We start from the raw sequence: 16,063 nt of genomic DNA, 5'->3' as shown, positions 1-16,063 counted from the left end.
CACCGACCTGGTAGACAAGTCGTCATGTCCGACACCGAGATCTCGTTCCAATCCGGCGACGTCACCCTGTACGGGAGTCTTCGCCTGGCCGCCTCACCCGACGCCCCTGCCCCGGCCGCGCTGATTCTGGCCGGCAGCGGCCCCACCGATCGCAACGGCGACAGCGCCCTCCTCGAAGGCGACATCGGAACTCTGCGGTTCATCGCGGATCTTCTTGAAAAACAAGGGATTTCAAGCCTGCGTTACGACAAGCTCGGCAGTGGCGAAACCGCCCTCGGTGACTACGACATCGAGGACATCGCCGATCTCGGCTTCAACACTTTTGTCGACGCCGCCTCCGACGGACTGGACTACCTCGCCGGGCAACCCGGTGTCGATCCCGAGCGCTTGTTCGTGGTCGGACACAGCGACGGCGCCGTAGTCGCACTGGCTCTCGCCACCGCGAAGGAGGGCGCCAGAGTCAGTGCCCTCGCACTGCTCGAGCCACTGAGCGTCAGACTTCTCGATCTACTCACGACGCAGATTCACCGCCAGCTCGATGCGGTCGTCGGCGCCGGTCAGTTGCCGGTCGAACTGGCTGACGAACTGCGCGTCGCGCTCGCCGATGCCGTCGAGTCGCTGCGATCCGAGGGCACTGTTCCGGATGACCTGCCCGAGCCGCTGCAGAATGCGGGACTCGTACACGCCAACGCCAAGGCACTCGCCGAGGAAGACGCATTGGACCCGGTTGCGCTCGTGGCGGCGCTACCGGCGGGCATGCCCGTTCTCACGAGCTGCTCGGACAAAGACATCCAAGTCATTCCCGCCGATGTCGCGGCACTCGACGCCGCGCTCTCACATACAGCGCTGACTTCCGTGCGGATGCGCAACGCCAACTTCGTACTCAAGGACATCGGCGACGAACAGTCCACCGGTGCCGACTACGTCGCGCCGCTTCCGTACTCGGCAGAGTTCTCGGAGCCCTTCACAGCGTGGGTCCGTTCGTTCTCCTGATCACGTACAGACCGAACGTCCTCTTTTTCAGGTAGAAAGTTCCCTCCGCGAACGATCGCGGAGGGAATTCTGCTTTCTACGCCTGACCTGCAATGAAGACTCTTTCAATCCGGCGAACCTGGGGACAGAAGTCACCCGGAGTTTACGTTCGCGGCGCTTTTTATTGGTGCGAACCCTCGATCCGTGCTGTACGGTCATCCATTAACCAGCAACGCCACACAGAAAGGAACGGACATCATGTCGCTACACCCGCACGTCGTATCCGTACCTTCGTGGCGCAGCTGCACCGCAGACAAGCACATTTTTTCGGCCGCAATGTCGGCCAAGCACATGGGCAACAAGCGCGGTGTACCCCGAGAATGATCCCCAGTTTCACCGGATTCGTTCTCGGGCACCCAGGGCAAACGCCTCGGGTGCCTTTTCTTTTACCTTTCACACGCAGGAGCACCACATGAAACTTCGAGTCAACCAACTGTCCATCGCGCCGCCGTATGTCGATCTGCCCGGTGACCTCACCGGATACGCCGTCACCCTGGATCTTTCACACTCCGATGCGGCCCACGAAGCTACCCTCGGCGCATTGATCAGCGAGATCCGCAGTCGCGGAGCCTCACGCGTGGTCATCACCGGCTCACCGCGCGAACTCCAGGGCACCCACAGCAGCGCCGCCTGAAAGACCCGGGCGGCCTGAATGCAGAACGGGCCCCGAACTCCCGTTGAGGAGTCGAGGCCCGCTACCGAGGCAGGAGTCAGTGCGCGAAGTGGCGCGCACCGGTCAGATAGAGAGTGACACCGGCTTCCTTGGCTGCGGCAATCACTTCGTTGTCGCGAACCGAACCACCCGGCTGCACAACAGCCTTGACGCCGGCGTTGAGCAGCACCTGCAGACCGTCAGGGAACGGGAAGAACGCGTCCGAAGCTGCAACCGAACCTACGACGCGGTCACCGGCTCGCTGAACAGCCAGATGCGCTGCATCGACGCGGTTGACCTGGCCCATACCGACGCCGACGGACGCGCCGCCGGAGGCCAGCAGGATCGCGTTGGACTTCACCGAACGGCTGGCGCGCCAAGCAAATTCGAGGTCAGCGAGAGTCTCGGCATCGGCAGCCTCACCGTTGGCGAGGGTCCAGTTGGCCGGGTTGTCGCCGTCGGCGTCCAGGACGTCGCGCTGCTGGAGCAACGTACCGCCGGAGATCGGACGCAGTTCGATTCCGGTAGCGGTCGGAGCGGCTGCCTTCAGAACACGAATGTTCTTCTTACGCTGCAGAACCTCGACAGCTCCGTCTTCGTACGAGGGCGCGATGACGACCTCGGTGAAGATGTCGGCGATCTGCTCGGCCAGTTCGACGGTGACCTCGCGGTTGGCAGCGATCACACCACCGAAAGCACTGACCGGATCGCATGCATGCGCCTTGCGGTGGGCGTCGGCGATGTCGGTGCCGATGGCGATGCCACACGGGTTGGCGTGCTTGATGATTGCGACGGCCGGATCAGTGAAGTCGTACGCTGCGCGCCACGCTGCGTCGGAGTCCGTGTAGTTGTTGTACGACATCTCCTTGCCGTGCAACTGCTCCGCCTGAGCCAAACCTGCAGGCGCAGCCGGGTTTTCGTACAGCGCAGCGTCCTGGTGCGGGTTCTCGCCGTAGCGAAGAACAGCGCTGCGGTTCCAGGTAGCACCGACCCAGGCCGGGAACAGCGAGCCGTCCTCGTCAGCGGCGATCGTGCTCGTCATCCAGCTCGCAACAGCGACGTCGTACGACGCAGTGTGCTGGAAAGCCTGCGCTGCAAGCACAGTGCGCTCACGCAAGGTGAATCCGCCACCGGCAACGGCAGTCAGGACGTCGGCGTAACGAGCCGGATCGACCACGACGGCAACCGACGGATGGTTCTTGGCTGCAGCACGCACCATCGACGGGCCGCCGATGTCGATCTGCTCGACACACTCGTCCGGGCTAGCGCCCGAGGCAACCGTCTCGGTGAAGGGGTACAGGTTCACGACCACCAATTCGAAGGTCGCGATGCCGAGTTCCTCGAGCTGAGCGAGGTGATCCGGCTTGCGGGTATCGGCGAGAACGCCGGCGTGGACGCGCGGATGCAGCGTCTTCACACGGCCTTCGAGGCATTCCGGGAATCCGGTCAGAGCCTCGACCGGCGTCACGGGGATTCCGGCGTCGGCGATCTTCGACGCGGTCGAACCGGTCGAGACCAACTCGACACCGGCCTCGTGCAGGCCCGTGGCCAGCTCGATCAGACCACTCTTGTCGTAGACGCTGACAAGTGCACGGCGCACAGCCTTGCGTTCACTCACTGGGGATCACGGCCTTTCGTCCATCGGAAACCACTCCGCGCGTAGCAACAGCGGCGATGACGTCCGCCAACAACCGTCGCTCCACAATTTTGATGCGTTCATGCAACGAAGACTCGGTGTCGTCGTCATGCACCGGCACAGCTTCCTGCGCCAAGATCGGCCCGGTATCAACTCCGCCGTCGACGAGATGCACCGTGGAACCGGTGACCTTCACGCCGTACGCCAGAGCGTCGGGAACCGCGTGCGCGCCGGGAAAGGCAGGCAGCAACGCGGGATGAGTGTTGATGATTCGGCCGCCGAAACGCTCGAGAAAGCTGGGGCCGAGGATTTTCATGAAGCCTGCACTGACCACGAGATCGGGTTCGTACTCGGCCACTGCTGCTGTCAGCGCCTCGTCCCAGGCGGCACGATTTTCGTAGGTCTTGATCGAGACCTTGAAGGACGGGATCTTCGAATCCGCAGCGTGCTCGGCGGCGAGGCAGTCACGATCTACACCGACGGCAACGATCTCGGCGGGGTATCCCTCGGCATGCGAAGCGTCGATCAGCGAAGTCAGCAGGGTTCCCGCGCCGGAAGCGAGTACGACTACCCGCGCGACAGAGTCGCGAAATTGGACCCTGTCGGGCATTGTCGGCTGCGGATTGTCGGCCGAGGCAGTCAGCGCACTACTCCTGAGAACTGGAAGATGATGCGGCCGGAGTATCGGCCGCATGACAGCCTAGTCGCTGGACTCCTGCGGCTTCGAGGGCAGGTCGGTCTCCGGCTCGGCCCCGGCTGTGGGGTCCGCCTCGGGTGCCGCGACAACCTCCGCGTCGACTACTTCGATCTCGACGGTTTCCTCCGTCACTACCTGCACGGGTTCGCCTGATTCTTCGACAATTTCGGCTTCGACGACCTTGGTCACTACTACCGCAGATTCCTGGGCGAGCACTTCGTCGGCGTTTTCGTCGTCCTCGCCATCCGTTGTGGCCGCCGCCGTGATCGCAAGTTCGGGCTCGGATGCTCGAGCCCGTTCAGCCGTCGGCGGCGCAACCTCGTCCTTCATGTGTCCGCGGTGTGAGAACCACATCGCGAACAGCGCCGAGACGGTTCCGAACAATCCCAGCCACGCAAAAGTCAGAAGACCGAAGCCCCACCACAGGACCTCGACGGTGCCGAACTGCCCGAGGTCTCCCCCCGCAGCAAGGGCAAGCAGAGCCATGACGACGCCTGCACCGGCAGCTGCCGTCAGCACTGCGAGCACACTGTCCTGCCCGGCGATGCGTCGAGCGCAAGCACGGCCGAGCATCACACCCACCGCAGCCGGAACGATCAACAGCACCGGCCAGATTCCGCCGGCGACGCCTTCCGGAACCGCTCCGAGAAGGGGCAAGGGTGGCAGATCTCCACCGATGTTGCCGAACACGCTGATGGAGACGTTTCCGAAATCGGCCGTCGATCCCGTCATCACCGCGGCTGCACCGACCACGAGGTTCGGCAGGTAGAGCAGCGACAACACCGTCAATCCCAGTACGCCGACAAACCCGTTGCCGCGTGCGAGTAGGTCACCGACCGTCGACCACGACACGAGTAGCGACACCACAACGGCCACGGCGCCCGCAGCCAGCAGCGCTGCCGACGCAGCCGCGGCCGGACGAACAGCGGCAGATGCCCACGGCGGAATCTCGGCGACGACGCGATCCCAGTGCGCAGCAGCAACACCGACGGACGCGGCGATCAGGTGAATCGCGGCGACCCAGCCGAAAGCGGCCAACGTGTTGGGGCTCGACAGCGGAATTGCCGCGGAGGCGTCGGCGACAACGGCGAGAGCGATTGCCGTGATAGTCAACGGCCCGGCTACTGCCGCCCCCACCAGGCGGAGGGTGTCGTCACGGGAGTCGGTGTGCACCGCAGTCGACGCGCATCGGCGTGCGACCACCCACATCATGACGGCCGTCGGAAGCAGTGGCAGTACACCGAGTTGGACGCCGCTGATAGTCGCCGGCACCTGGTGGATGACCAACCAGGTGGTGGCAATGGCGCCGAAGGTTCCGGTCAGGTCGCTGCTCGCCGATACCAAAGTGACCACGACGACAGCCGCGATCAGCAGCATCGTCAGGCCCGACGGTCGGAAGGCGACAGTCAGCAGCTTGCGTGCCAGGTCCGGGTTCGGTCCCGGGCGACCGCCGCCGACGCGGCCGCTGCCAGTACGACCACGTCCGGGTCGTGAGGACGTGGGACGGGACCGGGTGCCATCAATCAAAGAACTCATCCCCTCGAGGGTTTCACTCGACAGTGCGCCGCGCACTCAGGCGCGCCGTCGGGCTCACGGAATGTGGCCTCCACCCGCAGCGGGTCGGAGGCCACATTCATGTTCGTGAAACGAAGAAGTACTACTGCTGACGCTCGTCGGGGTTCTGCGAGCCGAAGACCTTGGTCTCGGCCGCGGAATCGCTGCTGCCCTGGTCAGGTTCCGCAGACGGCGTCGGCGCTTCGAAGGTAGGCGGCTCGAAGCCCGTCGGCTGCTCGGTCGAGCCAGTCTGCTGCTGGTTGTACGGCTGGCCGTAACCGCGTGGAGCGGTGAACTGATCCGACGAGTAACTCGGGTTCGGCTGGCCACCGGGCTGAGAGGTCAGCGGATAGTAAGACGACGTCGTCGCGGCCGACGAGTCGGTCTGTCCGGGATTTTGCGCCGGGTTCTGCCCGTAGGGAGACGCAGTCTGGCCGTAAGGCGGCTGCGAAGCGGTCGGGTCGACGGGGGCGGCGTGCGCTCCCCCGTATCCCTGCTGCTGCGCCTGCCCGTACTGCGGATTCTGCTGGTACTGGCCCGGCTGCTGAGCCTGCTGAGGCTGGCCGTACTGAGCCTGTCCGTATCCCTGTGGCTGACCTGGCGCCTGGCTCTGGGGCTGGCCATAGCCCTGCGGCTGACCGTACTGCTGAGCTACCGGACGCGGCGCGGGAGCCTTCAGGATTCCGATCTCGAACAACAACGCGGCGACTGCGACGACGGTCTGCACGAACGAGAGGATCAGCACGATGATCAGGCCCCAACCGAGGCTGATGTCGACGTAGTCGCTGGTACCGACGGAGAACGCGGCGAACACCAAAGCGAAGAAACCCGTGAGGGTGAGCGCTGCGGCAATGCCTGCATACGACTGCTTCGGGAGCAGCGAGACGCCTGCGACCACACCGCCGGCGAAAACGAATCCGAGGCCGTAGATGCTCGATTCGAAGAAACTCGAACTGGTATCCAGGCCGCTACCGATGCCGCTGCTGCTTCCACTGATCGACGTGAAGGGCGCAAAACCGAGCAGGAAATTGATCAGGCCGAGTGCCGCGACGGCGATGAGCAGGATGAATCCGAGATTCTTGGTTCCACCGCCCGCTGCCGGCTGATTCGGTGGCCCGAAGCTGGGCCCTTGCGGCGTGAACGTCATGACTTCTCCTCGTAGACGGTCTTCGATGGTTACCAGCGTATGTGTCTCGACTTCGCACGCTAACACCGACAGGAGACAATGGGCAGATGCCCTTCACCCTCGCGCCCGGCGCCGACCACGTCGTCGAAACCGAGGTGAAGCACTCACGATTCATCGCCGCGCTTCACCGAGTAGACGACGCCGAAGCCGCCACGGAGTTCGTCGCGGAGCAGAAATCGCTGTATCCCGATGCGCGCCATCATTGTTCGGCTTTCGTGATCGGATACGAGGCGAACTCACGCGTCGAACGTGCACACGACGACGGTGAACCGGGCGGCACTGCCGGGGTGCCGATGCTTCAGGTTCTCAAGTCTCGAGATCTGGTCGATGTGATTGTTGTCGTCACGCGCTATTTCGGCGGAATCAAGCTCGGCGCCGGTGGATTGGTCCGCGCGTATTCGGGAGCGGTCTCGGTGGCTCTCGATTCGGCCGAGCTTGTGGCCAGGGAGAGAAAGGTCCTGCGCACTTTGGCGATCCGGCACTCAGAGGCCGGTCGGGTGGAAGCGGAGCTGAGAGCGCGGGGCGTCTCGGTGCTCGGAACTACGTATGGATCGAAGGCGGTGATGACGCTCGCCGCCGGTGACGCCGACGATCTCGATTCGATCGTCGCATCCATCACATCCGGTGCCGGGCAGTTGGAACCTGCCGGGTCGATGTGGGTCGATACCACTGTGCGTGGTTAAGGAGTCCGGAGACTCCCTAACCACGCACGGGGGCGAAGCCCCTTACAGGGACTGAAGAATCTCGCGAGCGAGAGCAGCGGTAGCGGACGGCGTCTTGCCGACCTTCACGCCTGCAGCTTCGAGAGCTTCCTGCTTTGCCTGAGCAGTTCCCGAGGAACCGGAGACGATGGCACCGGCGTGGCCCATGGTCTTGCCTTCGGGAGCGGTGAAGCCTGCCACGTAGCCGACGACCGGCTTGGTGACGTTGGCCTTGATGTAATCGGCTGCACGCTCTTCCGCGTCGCCACCGATTTCACCGATCATCACGATGACCTTGGTCTCGGGATCCTTCTCGAACGCCTCGATGGCGTCGATGTGGGTGGTTCCGATGACCGGGTCGCCGCCGATGCCGATGGCGGTGGAGAAGCCGAAGTCACGGAGTTCGTACATCATCTGGTAGGTCAGGGTGCCCGACTTGGAGACCAGGCCGATGGGGCCGGTGCCTGCAATGTTGGCGGGCGTGATGCCGACGAGGGCCTCACCCGGGGTGATGATGCCGGGGCAGTTCGGTCCGATGATGCGGGTCTTCTTGCCCTTGGACTCGTTGTACGCCCAAGCGTAAGCGGAGTCCTGAACCGGGATGCCCTCGGTGATGACCACGAGGAGCGGGATCTCCGCGTCGATGGCCTCGACGATGGCGTCCTTCGAGAAGGCCGGGGGAACGAATGCGATGGAGACGTCTGCGCCGGTCTCCTTGATTGCCTCTTCGACCGTCGCGAAGACGGGGAGCTCGACAGGGGAACCGTCAGCTGCAACGTGCGAGACCGTGGTGCCGGCCTTGCGAGCGTTGACGCCGCCGACGACCTGGGTGCCGGCCTTGAGCATCAGAGCGGTGTGCTTGGTGCCCTCGCCGCCGGTGATGCCCTGGACGATGACCTTTGAATCCTTGGTGAGGAAGATTGCCATTGTTCTGTGAGTCCCTTACTTCGCTGCGTGAGCGAGTTCGGCGGCCTTGTCGGCGGCCTCGTCCATGGTTGCGACGACCGTGACCAGCGGGTGGTTGGCCTCGGCGAGGATGCGACGACCCTCTTCGACGTTGTTTCCGTCCAGGCGAACGACGAGCGGCTTGTTGGCCTCGTCACCCAGGGTCTTCAGTGCGCCGACGATGCCGTTGGCAACTGCGTCACACGCGGTGATGCCGCCGAAGACGTTGACGAACACGCTCTTGACCTGTGCATCGTTGAGGATGACATCCAGGCCGGCAGCCATGACTGCAGCGGAAGCTCCGCCGCCGATGTCGAGGAAGTTGGCGGGCTTGACGCCACCGTGGTTCTCGCCGGCGTATGCGACGACGTCCAGCGTGGACATGACCAGGCCTGCGCCGTTGCCGATGATTCCGACCTCACCGTCGAGCTTGACGTAGTTGAGGTCGTTTTCCTTGGCCTTGAGCTCGAGGGGATCGGTAGCGTCGCGATCCTCGAATGCCTCGTGGCCGGGCTGACGGAACGCTGCGTTCTCGTCGAGGGTGACCTTGCCGTCGAGGGCGAGGATCTGATCGTCAGGCGTACGAACGAGGGGGTTGACCTCGACGAGGAGTGCGTCTTCGCCGATGAAGACCTCCCACAGCTTCTGGATCGTCACGGCCGCTGCGTCGAGCACCTCTGCGGGCAGCTTTCCTGCCTCGGCGATGCTGCGCGCGAACGCGAGGTCGACGCCCTTGACTGCGTCGACGGGGATCTTGGCGAGAGCGTCGGGGTTCTCCTCGGCGGTGACCTCGATCTCGACGCCACCCTCTACCGAGCACATGGCCAGGTAGGTGCGGTTGGTGCGGTCGAGCAGGAAGGAGATGTAGTACTCCTCGGCAATGTCACTTGCCTCTGCGACCAGCAGCTTCTTGACGACATGGCCCTTGATGTCCAGGCCCAGGATTGCCTCGGCGTTTGCCACTGCGGCATCCACGTCGGGCGAGTACTTGACGCCACCGGCCTTGCCGCGGCCGCCTACCTTGACCTGTGCCTTCACCATCACGGGCTTACCGATTTCTTCGGCAATCTCGCGTGCGCCGGCGACTGTGTCTGTAACACGTCCAGCCGAAGTCGGCACTCCGTGCTTGGCGAAGAGTTCCTTCGCCTGGTATTCGAAGAGATCCATCTGCTCACCGTCTCGTCTGCGTTGTCACCCGCTCGAGGGGTAGGAGCGGGTCTGTTCTGGACTTTAACCAGTTGCCGCGTTCGGTTTGCGCCCGCATTGATGCTATGTGGCCCAAGTCACGCGCAATTGCCCGATGAGGCACGCCTCACCGATTCGGCAAGGTGGCCACACCGAATTTGTCAAGCATCAGTCTCACTGATTCTTGCGCTCGAGAACGCTGCAACGAGAAGCAACACTATGCCCGTGGCCGCTGTGATCGCACCCACCCCCACGGTTGCGTCCGATATGCGCGATGACGTGAGTGGCCACTCACCGACGTACACCAGAGCTGCCACGGCAGATCCGATCAGCAATGCCGCGCCCCGCGACGGCCGCGCGGACGCTGCGATCACAGCGGCGATCACGACGGTGACGCCGACGAGCAGTTGACCCCAGACGTCAATTCCCCACGGCCACTCCAGAACTGAGGCCGCCGTATAGGCGTCGCCCTGATAGAGGGGAAGCGCGGTTCCGATCAGGACAGCGACGGCGCCGATCCCACCGACGAGAAGCACCAGCCCTCTCGAACCGCCACCTACCGACGTGTCGACATCCTCACGCTCGGCGCTTCCCGCCAGCCAGACGAGCAGTCCCGTCGCCGCAGCGAGGAAAGCCGCGCCGCAGAGCACGAAGGCGCCGGCCCCCAACCCGACGCCCGGTACGTCCGTGGCGATGACAGCCGACTGCATGACAGCGGCGACTCCCATCACGACCGTGGTCCACAACACGCCGACGGCCGGCCGCACCACCGCGGCGCGGCCCGGGGCGAACAAGCCCAGACCGGCGACCAGCAGTACAGCAGCCGCGAGCAGGACAACTCGAGACGAGAGCATGGACGGTTCGGGGATGTTCTCCGGCAACGACAGGACCGGAAGTGCCACCCCCAGGGCTGCCACTGCTGCGGTGACAACTGCGCCGATACCGGCAACGCGGTGAAGTCTGTTCACCCGCGCTTGCGCCGCCCGGGACTGAGCCACCATCGCCGCTTTCAGCGCACCCTTTGTCGTCTTCGCGGGTGCGCGAACCACACTTTCAGCGGGAATCGCATCTGTTTCACGCCTGGAAGCGAGGTAGGGAGCTGAAACTCCGATCACGGCGATGACCACGGCGGCCAGTGCCCCGACCACCGATCCCGAACCGACGCCGATCCGATCGCCGGCCGCGAACCCAGCCATCACCCTGGTTCCACTGACTGCGAGTGCGCCGAGACCGACACCGATCAGGGCGCCGCAGCCCACCGGTAGCGAGATGGACGTCAATGCCGCCGCGACCGCAACGAGTACCGCGACGCCGACCAATCCCGTACCGACGGCGGTGGCCGCCGCCGAGTCGACGAGCGGTTTGACCAGAAAGATCGGATCCTGCGAACTGAAGGAAGGACCGAACAGGGAGAGCACGAACACCACCGCGGCCAGAATCAGCAGCGCTGTCGGCCACCCACCGATCCGCCCGCCAACCGATCGCCCGTCGAATTCCGCGGCGCGAGCGCTGCCGTATCCGTCCCGCTCCGATTCACGATGGACGACCATGAAGCCGAGGACACCAGACGCCACAAGAAGTCCGTGGCCCGCGAGCGCGAGATAAGCGCCCGGACCCGCATCGATCGAACCCGCCGAAATCGGACGGAAAAGGTCCAAGCGGTTTGCATCGATTGCGTCGACGAACAACTGAACGTCGAGGATCGCCGCGCCGAGGGACACCGCGCCGATACCTGCCAGGAGTCCACCCGCGAAGGCGGGCCTGCGCCGCGAGGTGAGCACCGCAACCAGCGGCACGACGATCGTGCAGACGGCAGCGAAGAGAGCGGCGGAAGCAAGAGCCCCCGTCGTGTCGACCCCGCGGGCACTCCCGACTCCGACGACGGGACTGGCTGCCACTCCGACGGCACCGAGCAGTCCGATTACCGCCGCGAGTGGCGCCCCGGACTTCACTCCGGGGTCGTCGAAACGCGCCTGCGACGTAGTTCCAGGTGTTGTGGACACTCGATCGACGGTAGTGCCTGAATGGACCGGTGATCCGGTTGTGACACGCGTGATCACGAAACGAGATGATTCGTCCGTTTTGCCCGGATCGACATATTCCCAGGTCAAGCTGTGAGGCACGTCACATAATCGGACAGGTTTCCGCTACGGCTTGCGCCCATCGCAATCATTTCGTTACCGTCAGTCGGTCTAAGTCACGGGCTGATCACGAACTCGAGGAGAGAACCGGCATATGCATCACCGCAGCCAGTTCACCGCTAGTAGGTTCTCGAACTCAGCTCCAGACGAGGTCACGACCACTTATCCAACGCACTCGGCCAGGCGTTACACCGAGACCAAAAGTTCTGAGATCTCTACCGATATGTTCACTCGAAATTCATCCTCCACGTCGTCAGATTCCGACTCTCACGAGTTCGTCGAGTCCGACGTGATCAGCACCCCCACTTACGCCTCCTCCGCACCGACAGTCGATGTCGAATCTCCGGTTCGCCGCAGCGGTGCTCACCGACTCCCCACCCCTCCCTCCGCTCTCAAGGGCCGCGCCGCCGTTCTGGCAGTTGCAGCCGGCGCGGTTGTCGCCGCGGGCCAGGCAGTTGTCAACGACGGTTCCTCTTCTGCCGCCGACCACTCGGAAGTTGCACTCGCCAACGAGTCCTCCGCGATCGGTACCACCGCAGAACCGCAGGCCGCTCAGTTCGCCCCGGCCACCTCCACGGCAGCCACCACCGAGGCCGACGCTCCGCAGGTCCTCAACGTCGCAGCGCCGACCGACCTCTCCCAGTTCAGCAACCTGCTTGCCAAGGGCCAGCGTTTCAGTGACGAGCGCGCAGCACGCGAAGCCGCTGCCCGTCGCCCGCTGTTCGTCCTGCCGGCAGTGGGCACGTTCACGTCCAACTTCGGCACCCGCTGGGGCACCCTGCACGCCGGCGTCGACATCGCCGCCCCGATCGGGACGCCCATCGTCGCCGTCGCCGACGGCAAGGTCATCGATTCAGGTCCGGCTTCCGGGTTCGGCATGTGGGTACGCCTACAGCACGCAGACGGAACGATCACCGTCTACGGCCACATCGACACGTCCACCGTCACGGTCGGTCAGCAGGTCATGGCCGGCGACCAGATCGCCACTGTCGGCAACCGCGGCTTCTCCACCGGCCCGCACCTTCACTTCGAGGTTCATCTCGCCGGCGAGAACAAGATCGATCCCCTCCCCTGGCTCGCCTCACGCGGCATCAGCCTCGGCGTCGAGCAGGACTGATCGCAAGCCCAACGCTTCTGATGAAAAACTTCCGGCCCGTACCTTTCCAGGTACGGGCCGGAAGTTTTTGCCTGTCTTCTACAGCTTGACCATCGGCACACCGCCGATGAGCATCAACCGCACCTTGCCCGCGCTACCGAAGTCGATGGTGACCGTCGCGGTGGGGCCAGTGCCCTTGGTTTCCAACACGGTGCCCAGACCGTACTTGTCGTGACTGACGCGGTCACCCGTGGCGAGGACCAGAACGTTGTTGCGGCCACGCGCGGCCCCGAAACTGGGAGTCGACGCGGCCTTGCCGGACCCTCCCCCGTAGTTCTGCCCGCCGCCGTATCCCTGGCCGCCCTGGCTGCCGTAGCGGCTTCCGCTGCCGTAACCCGGCCTGCCGCTTCCGAATCCGCCACCGGTGCCCGGATCCTCACGGCGCCAGTTGATCAGGTCCTCCGGGATCTCCTGGATGAACCGCGACGCCGGGTTCTGGATCGGTTGCCCCCACGCCGAACGCATGATCGCGCGCGTCAGGTACAGGCGCTGCCTGGCACGGGTGATGCCGACGTAAGCAAGTCGACGCTCTTCGGACAGCTCCGCCGGATCGCCGAGGGCGCGCATGTGCGGGAACTGCCCGTCCTCCCAACCGGTGACGAAGACGACCGGGAACTCGAGGCCCTTGGCGGTGTGAAGCGTCATCATGGTCACGACGCCGTCGTCGGAGTCCGGCAGTTGATCGGCGTCGGCGACAAGCGATACCCGTTCGAGGAAGGCGGCAAGCGAACCCGGATCGGGTTCACCTTCACGCATTGCTGCGGTTTCCTCGTCGTCCGGATCGATCAGCCCGGCCGCGTTTCGCGCGTCGGAACTGAATTCCCTTGCCACGCTGACGAGTTCGTTCAAGTTGTCGAGTCGCGCGCCATCCTGCGGATCGCTGCTCGCCGCAAGCTCGGCGCGGTAGCCGGTGCGCTCGAGCACCGCCTCGGCAACCTCACCGATGTCACCGAGCTCGAACGGTTCGTCCTCGTCGGCGGCCGCTGTCGGTAGCAGGGCCCGCAGCCCGTCCATCATCTCGAGGAACGACGCGATGGCCTTCTGTGACCGCGTATTGAGCAGCGCCACTTTGCCTTCCGCGCCGTCACGGAGAGCGGCGGCGAAGCTGATGTTGCGATGCTCGGAGTGCACGGCGACGCAGGCTTCGGCTCGATCACCGATACCGCGTCGGGGCGTGTTGAGAATGCGTCGCAGGCTCACGGTGTCGTCCTCGTTGGCGAGGACGCGCAGATACGCGACGATGTCCCGAACTTCCTTGCGCTCGTAGAAGCGAACGCCGCCGACCACCTTGTACGGCACTCCGAGTCGAATGAAGATCTCCTCGAGCGCGCGCGAGGAGTTGTTGGTCCGGTAGAACACCGCGATGTCGGCGAACTTGGTCTCGCCCTGGTCCACCAGCCGATCGATCTCCGAGGCGACAAACGATGCTTCGTCGTGCTCGTTGTCTGCAACGTAGCCGACGATCAGTTCGCCTTCACCCGAATCGGTCCACAGACGCTTTTCTCGTCGGCCGGTGTTCTTGGAAATCACGGAGTTGGCCGCAGACAGAATGTTCTGCGTCGAACGGTAGTTCTGTTCGAGAAGGATGGTCCGAGCATCCGGGTAGTCGCGTTCGAACTCTTCGATGTTGCGGATAGTGGCTCCGCGGAACGCATAGATCGACTGATCGGCGTCACCGACGACGCACAGTTCGGCCGGGGCAACGGCGTGGTCGGACTCGCCGGCTCCACCGACCAGTTCACGCACAAGCATGTACTGCGCGTGGTTGGTGTCCTGGTACTCGTCGACGAGCACGTGACGGAAGCGGCGGCGGTAGTACTCGGCGATCTGTGGAAACGCCTGAAGAAGCGCGACGGTCTCACCGATGAGATCGTCGAAGTCGAGTGCGTTCGCAGCACGCAGCCGCTGTTGGTAGTGGCCGTAGACCTTGGCGATCAGTCGCGGAAGTTCGGCCGGATCCTGATCGGCTGCGACAACCGCCTCTTCCGGTCCGACGAGTTCGTTCTTCAGATTGGAGATATGCGTAGCGAGAAGCCGCGCGGAGAATCGTTTGGTGTCGAGCTCGAGGTCCTTCGAGATCATCGTCAGCAGTCGACGCGAATCGTCGGAATCGTAGATCGAGAAATTCGAGTTCAAACCGGGTAGGAGCGCCGCCTGTGCTCGCAGAATCCGCACGCAACTGGAGTGGAACGTCGAGACCCACATGGCGTTGGCACGCGGTCCGACAAGAGCTGCCACACGCTCGCGCATCTCGGCCGCAGCCTTGTTGGTGAACGTGATGGCCAGGATCTGACCGGGGGTGACACCCCGTTCGGCCAGCAGATAGGCGATACGACGCGTCAGCACTGCAGTCTTGCCCGAGCCGGCGCCCGCGACTATCAGCAACGGCGAACCGGCATGGACCACGGCCTCGCGCTGTTGCGGGTTGAGACCCTCGAGGAGGGCGTCCGAACCCGCGTCGTGTCCCCGCGCGCCGCCCCCGTCGTGCTGGGAATGTCCGTCGTGCTCACCGAGTGCTGGGTACGTGTTCATCGCCTGTCCACGCTACCGGCGTCCACCGACACGGTCGTCAGTGCGTCCACCTGCTGGTAGAGGCACTTGGATTACCTGTGTCGAGCATGGCAAACTGGACGCTATGTTCAGCATTTCCGTTCGCGACAACACGGCCGACCCCGTCGGCCCGCTGTGGCGTTACTTTACGTGCCCCGGACCTCGGTGCACGTGATCTGAACAGCTCACCCGCCCCTGGTCCGAATCGGATCCGGGGCATTTTCGTCAGTGTGCCTGGATCGGTAACGACCCGAGCCGAGACCACGATCCACGCAGTAGGAAGAGGAGACGAATAGCAATGAGCACCCAGGCTGCAGCCCCCCATGGAAATACTGTCGATACTGTAAAAACTGCTCCGACAGACGTCGAGATCCCCCAGAGTGAGGCGGAGATCGACGAACTACGGAAAGAAATCGACCGTCTCGACGCCGAGATCCTCGCGGCCATCAAACGTCGCTCCGAGGTCTCCCAGATCATCGGCCGTACCCGGATGGCATCGGGTGGTCCGCGTCTGGTGCACAGCCGCGAGATGAAGGTCCTCGAACGATTCAACGAGCTGGGCCAGGAAGGCCACACCCTCGCGATGCTGCTCCTGCGCCTGGGCCGCGGACGCCTGGGCCACTAGCGC

General features: G+C 64.1%; 13 protein-coding genes. 5 read left to right on the top strand and 8 right to left on the bottom strand.

From position 1 onward, the window contains the following. Positions 1 to 24 precede the first annotated feature (24 nt). Together G9U53_RS20620 and G9U53_RS20615 are read left to right on the top strand one after the other, a co-directional pair. The gene (locus G9U53_RS20620; protein ID WP_003946348.1) at positions 25 to 993 is read left to right on the top strand and encodes an alpha/beta fold hydrolase; all 969 of its coding nucleotides are present in this window, start codon (positions 25 to 27) and stop codon (positions 991 to 993) included. Between the two features lie 451 nt (positions 994 to 1,444). Then, positions 1,445 to 1,666, top strand: coding sequence for a hypothetical protein (locus G9U53_RS20615; RefSeq protein ID WP_003946391.1), 222 nt, complete (start codon positions 1,445 to 1,447; stop codon positions 1,664 to 1,666). A gap of 76 nt (positions 1,667 to 1,742) precedes the next feature. Here G9U53_RS20615 and purH read toward each other — a convergent pair whose 3' ends face one another. The 4 genes from purH to G9U53_RS20595 all read right to left on the bottom strand — a co-directional run bounded on the left by purH (position 1,743) and on the right by G9U53_RS20595 (position 6,718). Further along, entirely contained in the window at positions 1,743 to 3,302 is a 1,560-nt protein-coding gene (gene purH, locus G9U53_RS20610; protein ID WP_003946407.1) for a bifunctional phosphoribosylaminoimidazolecarboxamide formyltransferase/IMP cyclohydrolase, read from the bottom strand. After that, positions 3,295 to 3,930, bottom strand: coding sequence for a phosphoribosylglycinamide formyltransferase (gene purN / locus G9U53_RS20605; protein WP_050655578.1), 636 nt, complete (start codon positions 3,928 to 3,930; stop codon positions 3,295 to 3,297). The genes purH and purN overlap by 8 nt, the downstream gene beginning before the upstream one ends. A 90-nt stretch (positions 3,931 to 4,020) precedes the next feature. Further along, complete coding sequence (locus tag G9U53_RS20600; RefSeq protein ID WP_063315952.1) at positions 4,021 to 5,553, bottom strand: DUF6350 family protein; 1,533 nt, start codon at positions 5,551 to 5,553, stop codon at positions 4,021 to 4,023. Positions 5,554 to 5,674: 121 nt separating this feature from the next. Beyond that, positions 5,675 to 6,718 carry a DUF5336 domain-containing protein gene (locus G9U53_RS20595; protein ID WP_165639121.1) on the bottom strand — a complete coding sequence of 348 codons (1,044 nt, stop codon included), beginning with the start codon at positions 6,716 to 6,718 and terminating at the stop codon, positions 5,675 to 5,677. 86 nt (positions 6,719 to 6,804) lie between these two features. Here G9U53_RS20595 and G9U53_RS20590 point away from each other — a divergent pair, with 86 nt between their 5' ends. Continuing rightward, a complete protein-coding gene (locus G9U53_RS20590; protein WP_003946418.1) occupies positions 6,805 to 7,440 on the top strand; it encodes a YigZ family protein in 636 nt (211 codons plus the stop codon). Positions 7,441 to 7,482: 42 nt separating this feature from the next. On the opposite strand, the gene sucD is transcribed toward G9U53_RS20590, so the two are convergent. The 3 genes from sucD to G9U53_RS20575 all read right to left on the bottom strand — a co-directional run bounded on the left by sucD (position 7,483) and on the right by G9U53_RS20575 (position 11,591). Beyond that, positions 7,483 to 8,385, bottom strand: a complete 903-nt coding sequence (gene sucD, locus G9U53_RS20585; protein ID WP_003946432.1) for a succinate--CoA ligase subunit alpha — start codon at positions 8,383 to 8,385, stop codon at positions 7,483 to 7,485. 15 nt (positions 8,386 to 8,400) lie between these two features. Beyond that, positions 8,401 to 9,570, bottom strand: coding sequence for an ADP-forming succinate--CoA ligase subunit beta (gene sucC / locus G9U53_RS20580; RefSeq protein ID WP_003946426.1), 1,170 nt, complete (start codon positions 9,568 to 9,570; stop codon positions 8,401 to 8,403). Between the two features lie 179 nt (positions 9,571 to 9,749). After that, positions 9,750 to 11,591 (bottom strand): hypothetical protein, encoded by a 1,842-nt coding sequence (locus G9U53_RS20575; RefSeq protein ID WP_347570820.1) that lies wholly within the window; start codon positions 11,589 to 11,591, stop codon positions 9,750 to 9,752. Positions 11,592 to 11,823: 232 nt separating this feature from the next. On the opposite strand from G9U53_RS20575, the gene G9U53_RS20570 reads away from it, so the two are divergent. Then, positions 11,824 to 12,846: a M23 family metallopeptidase gene (locus tag G9U53_RS20570; protein ID WP_030534879.1), complete on the top strand. Its 1,023-nt coding sequence runs from the start codon at positions 11,824 to 11,826 to the stop codon at positions 12,844 to 12,846. 78 nt (positions 12,847 to 12,924) lie between these two features. Here G9U53_RS20570 and pcrA read toward each other — a convergent pair whose 3' ends face one another. Then, the gene (gene pcrA / locus G9U53_RS20565; protein WP_003946394.1) at positions 12,925 to 15,417 is read right to left on the bottom strand and encodes a DNA helicase PcrA; all 2,493 of its coding nucleotides are present in this window, start codon (positions 15,415 to 15,417) and stop codon (positions 12,925 to 12,927) included. 316 nt (positions 15,418 to 15,733) lie between these two features. Between pcrA and G9U53_RS20560 the strand changes: the two genes are divergently transcribed. Further along, positions 15,734 to 16,060, top strand: coding sequence for a chorismate mutase (locus tag G9U53_RS20560; RefSeq protein WP_003946362.1), 327 nt, complete (start codon positions 15,734 to 15,736; stop codon positions 16,058 to 16,060). The last annotated feature ends 3 nt before the right edge of the window (positions 16,061 to 16,063 follow it).

Source organism: Rhodococcus sp. D-46, from assembly GCF_011290655.1.
GTDB classification, from domain to species: domain Bacteria; phylum Actinomycetota; class Actinomycetes; order Mycobacteriales; family Mycobacteriaceae; genus Rhodococcus_F; species Rhodococcus_F qingshengii.
Note: the sequence above shows the minus strand (reverse complement) of the source record. Positions and strands in the feature narration are given on the sequence as shown.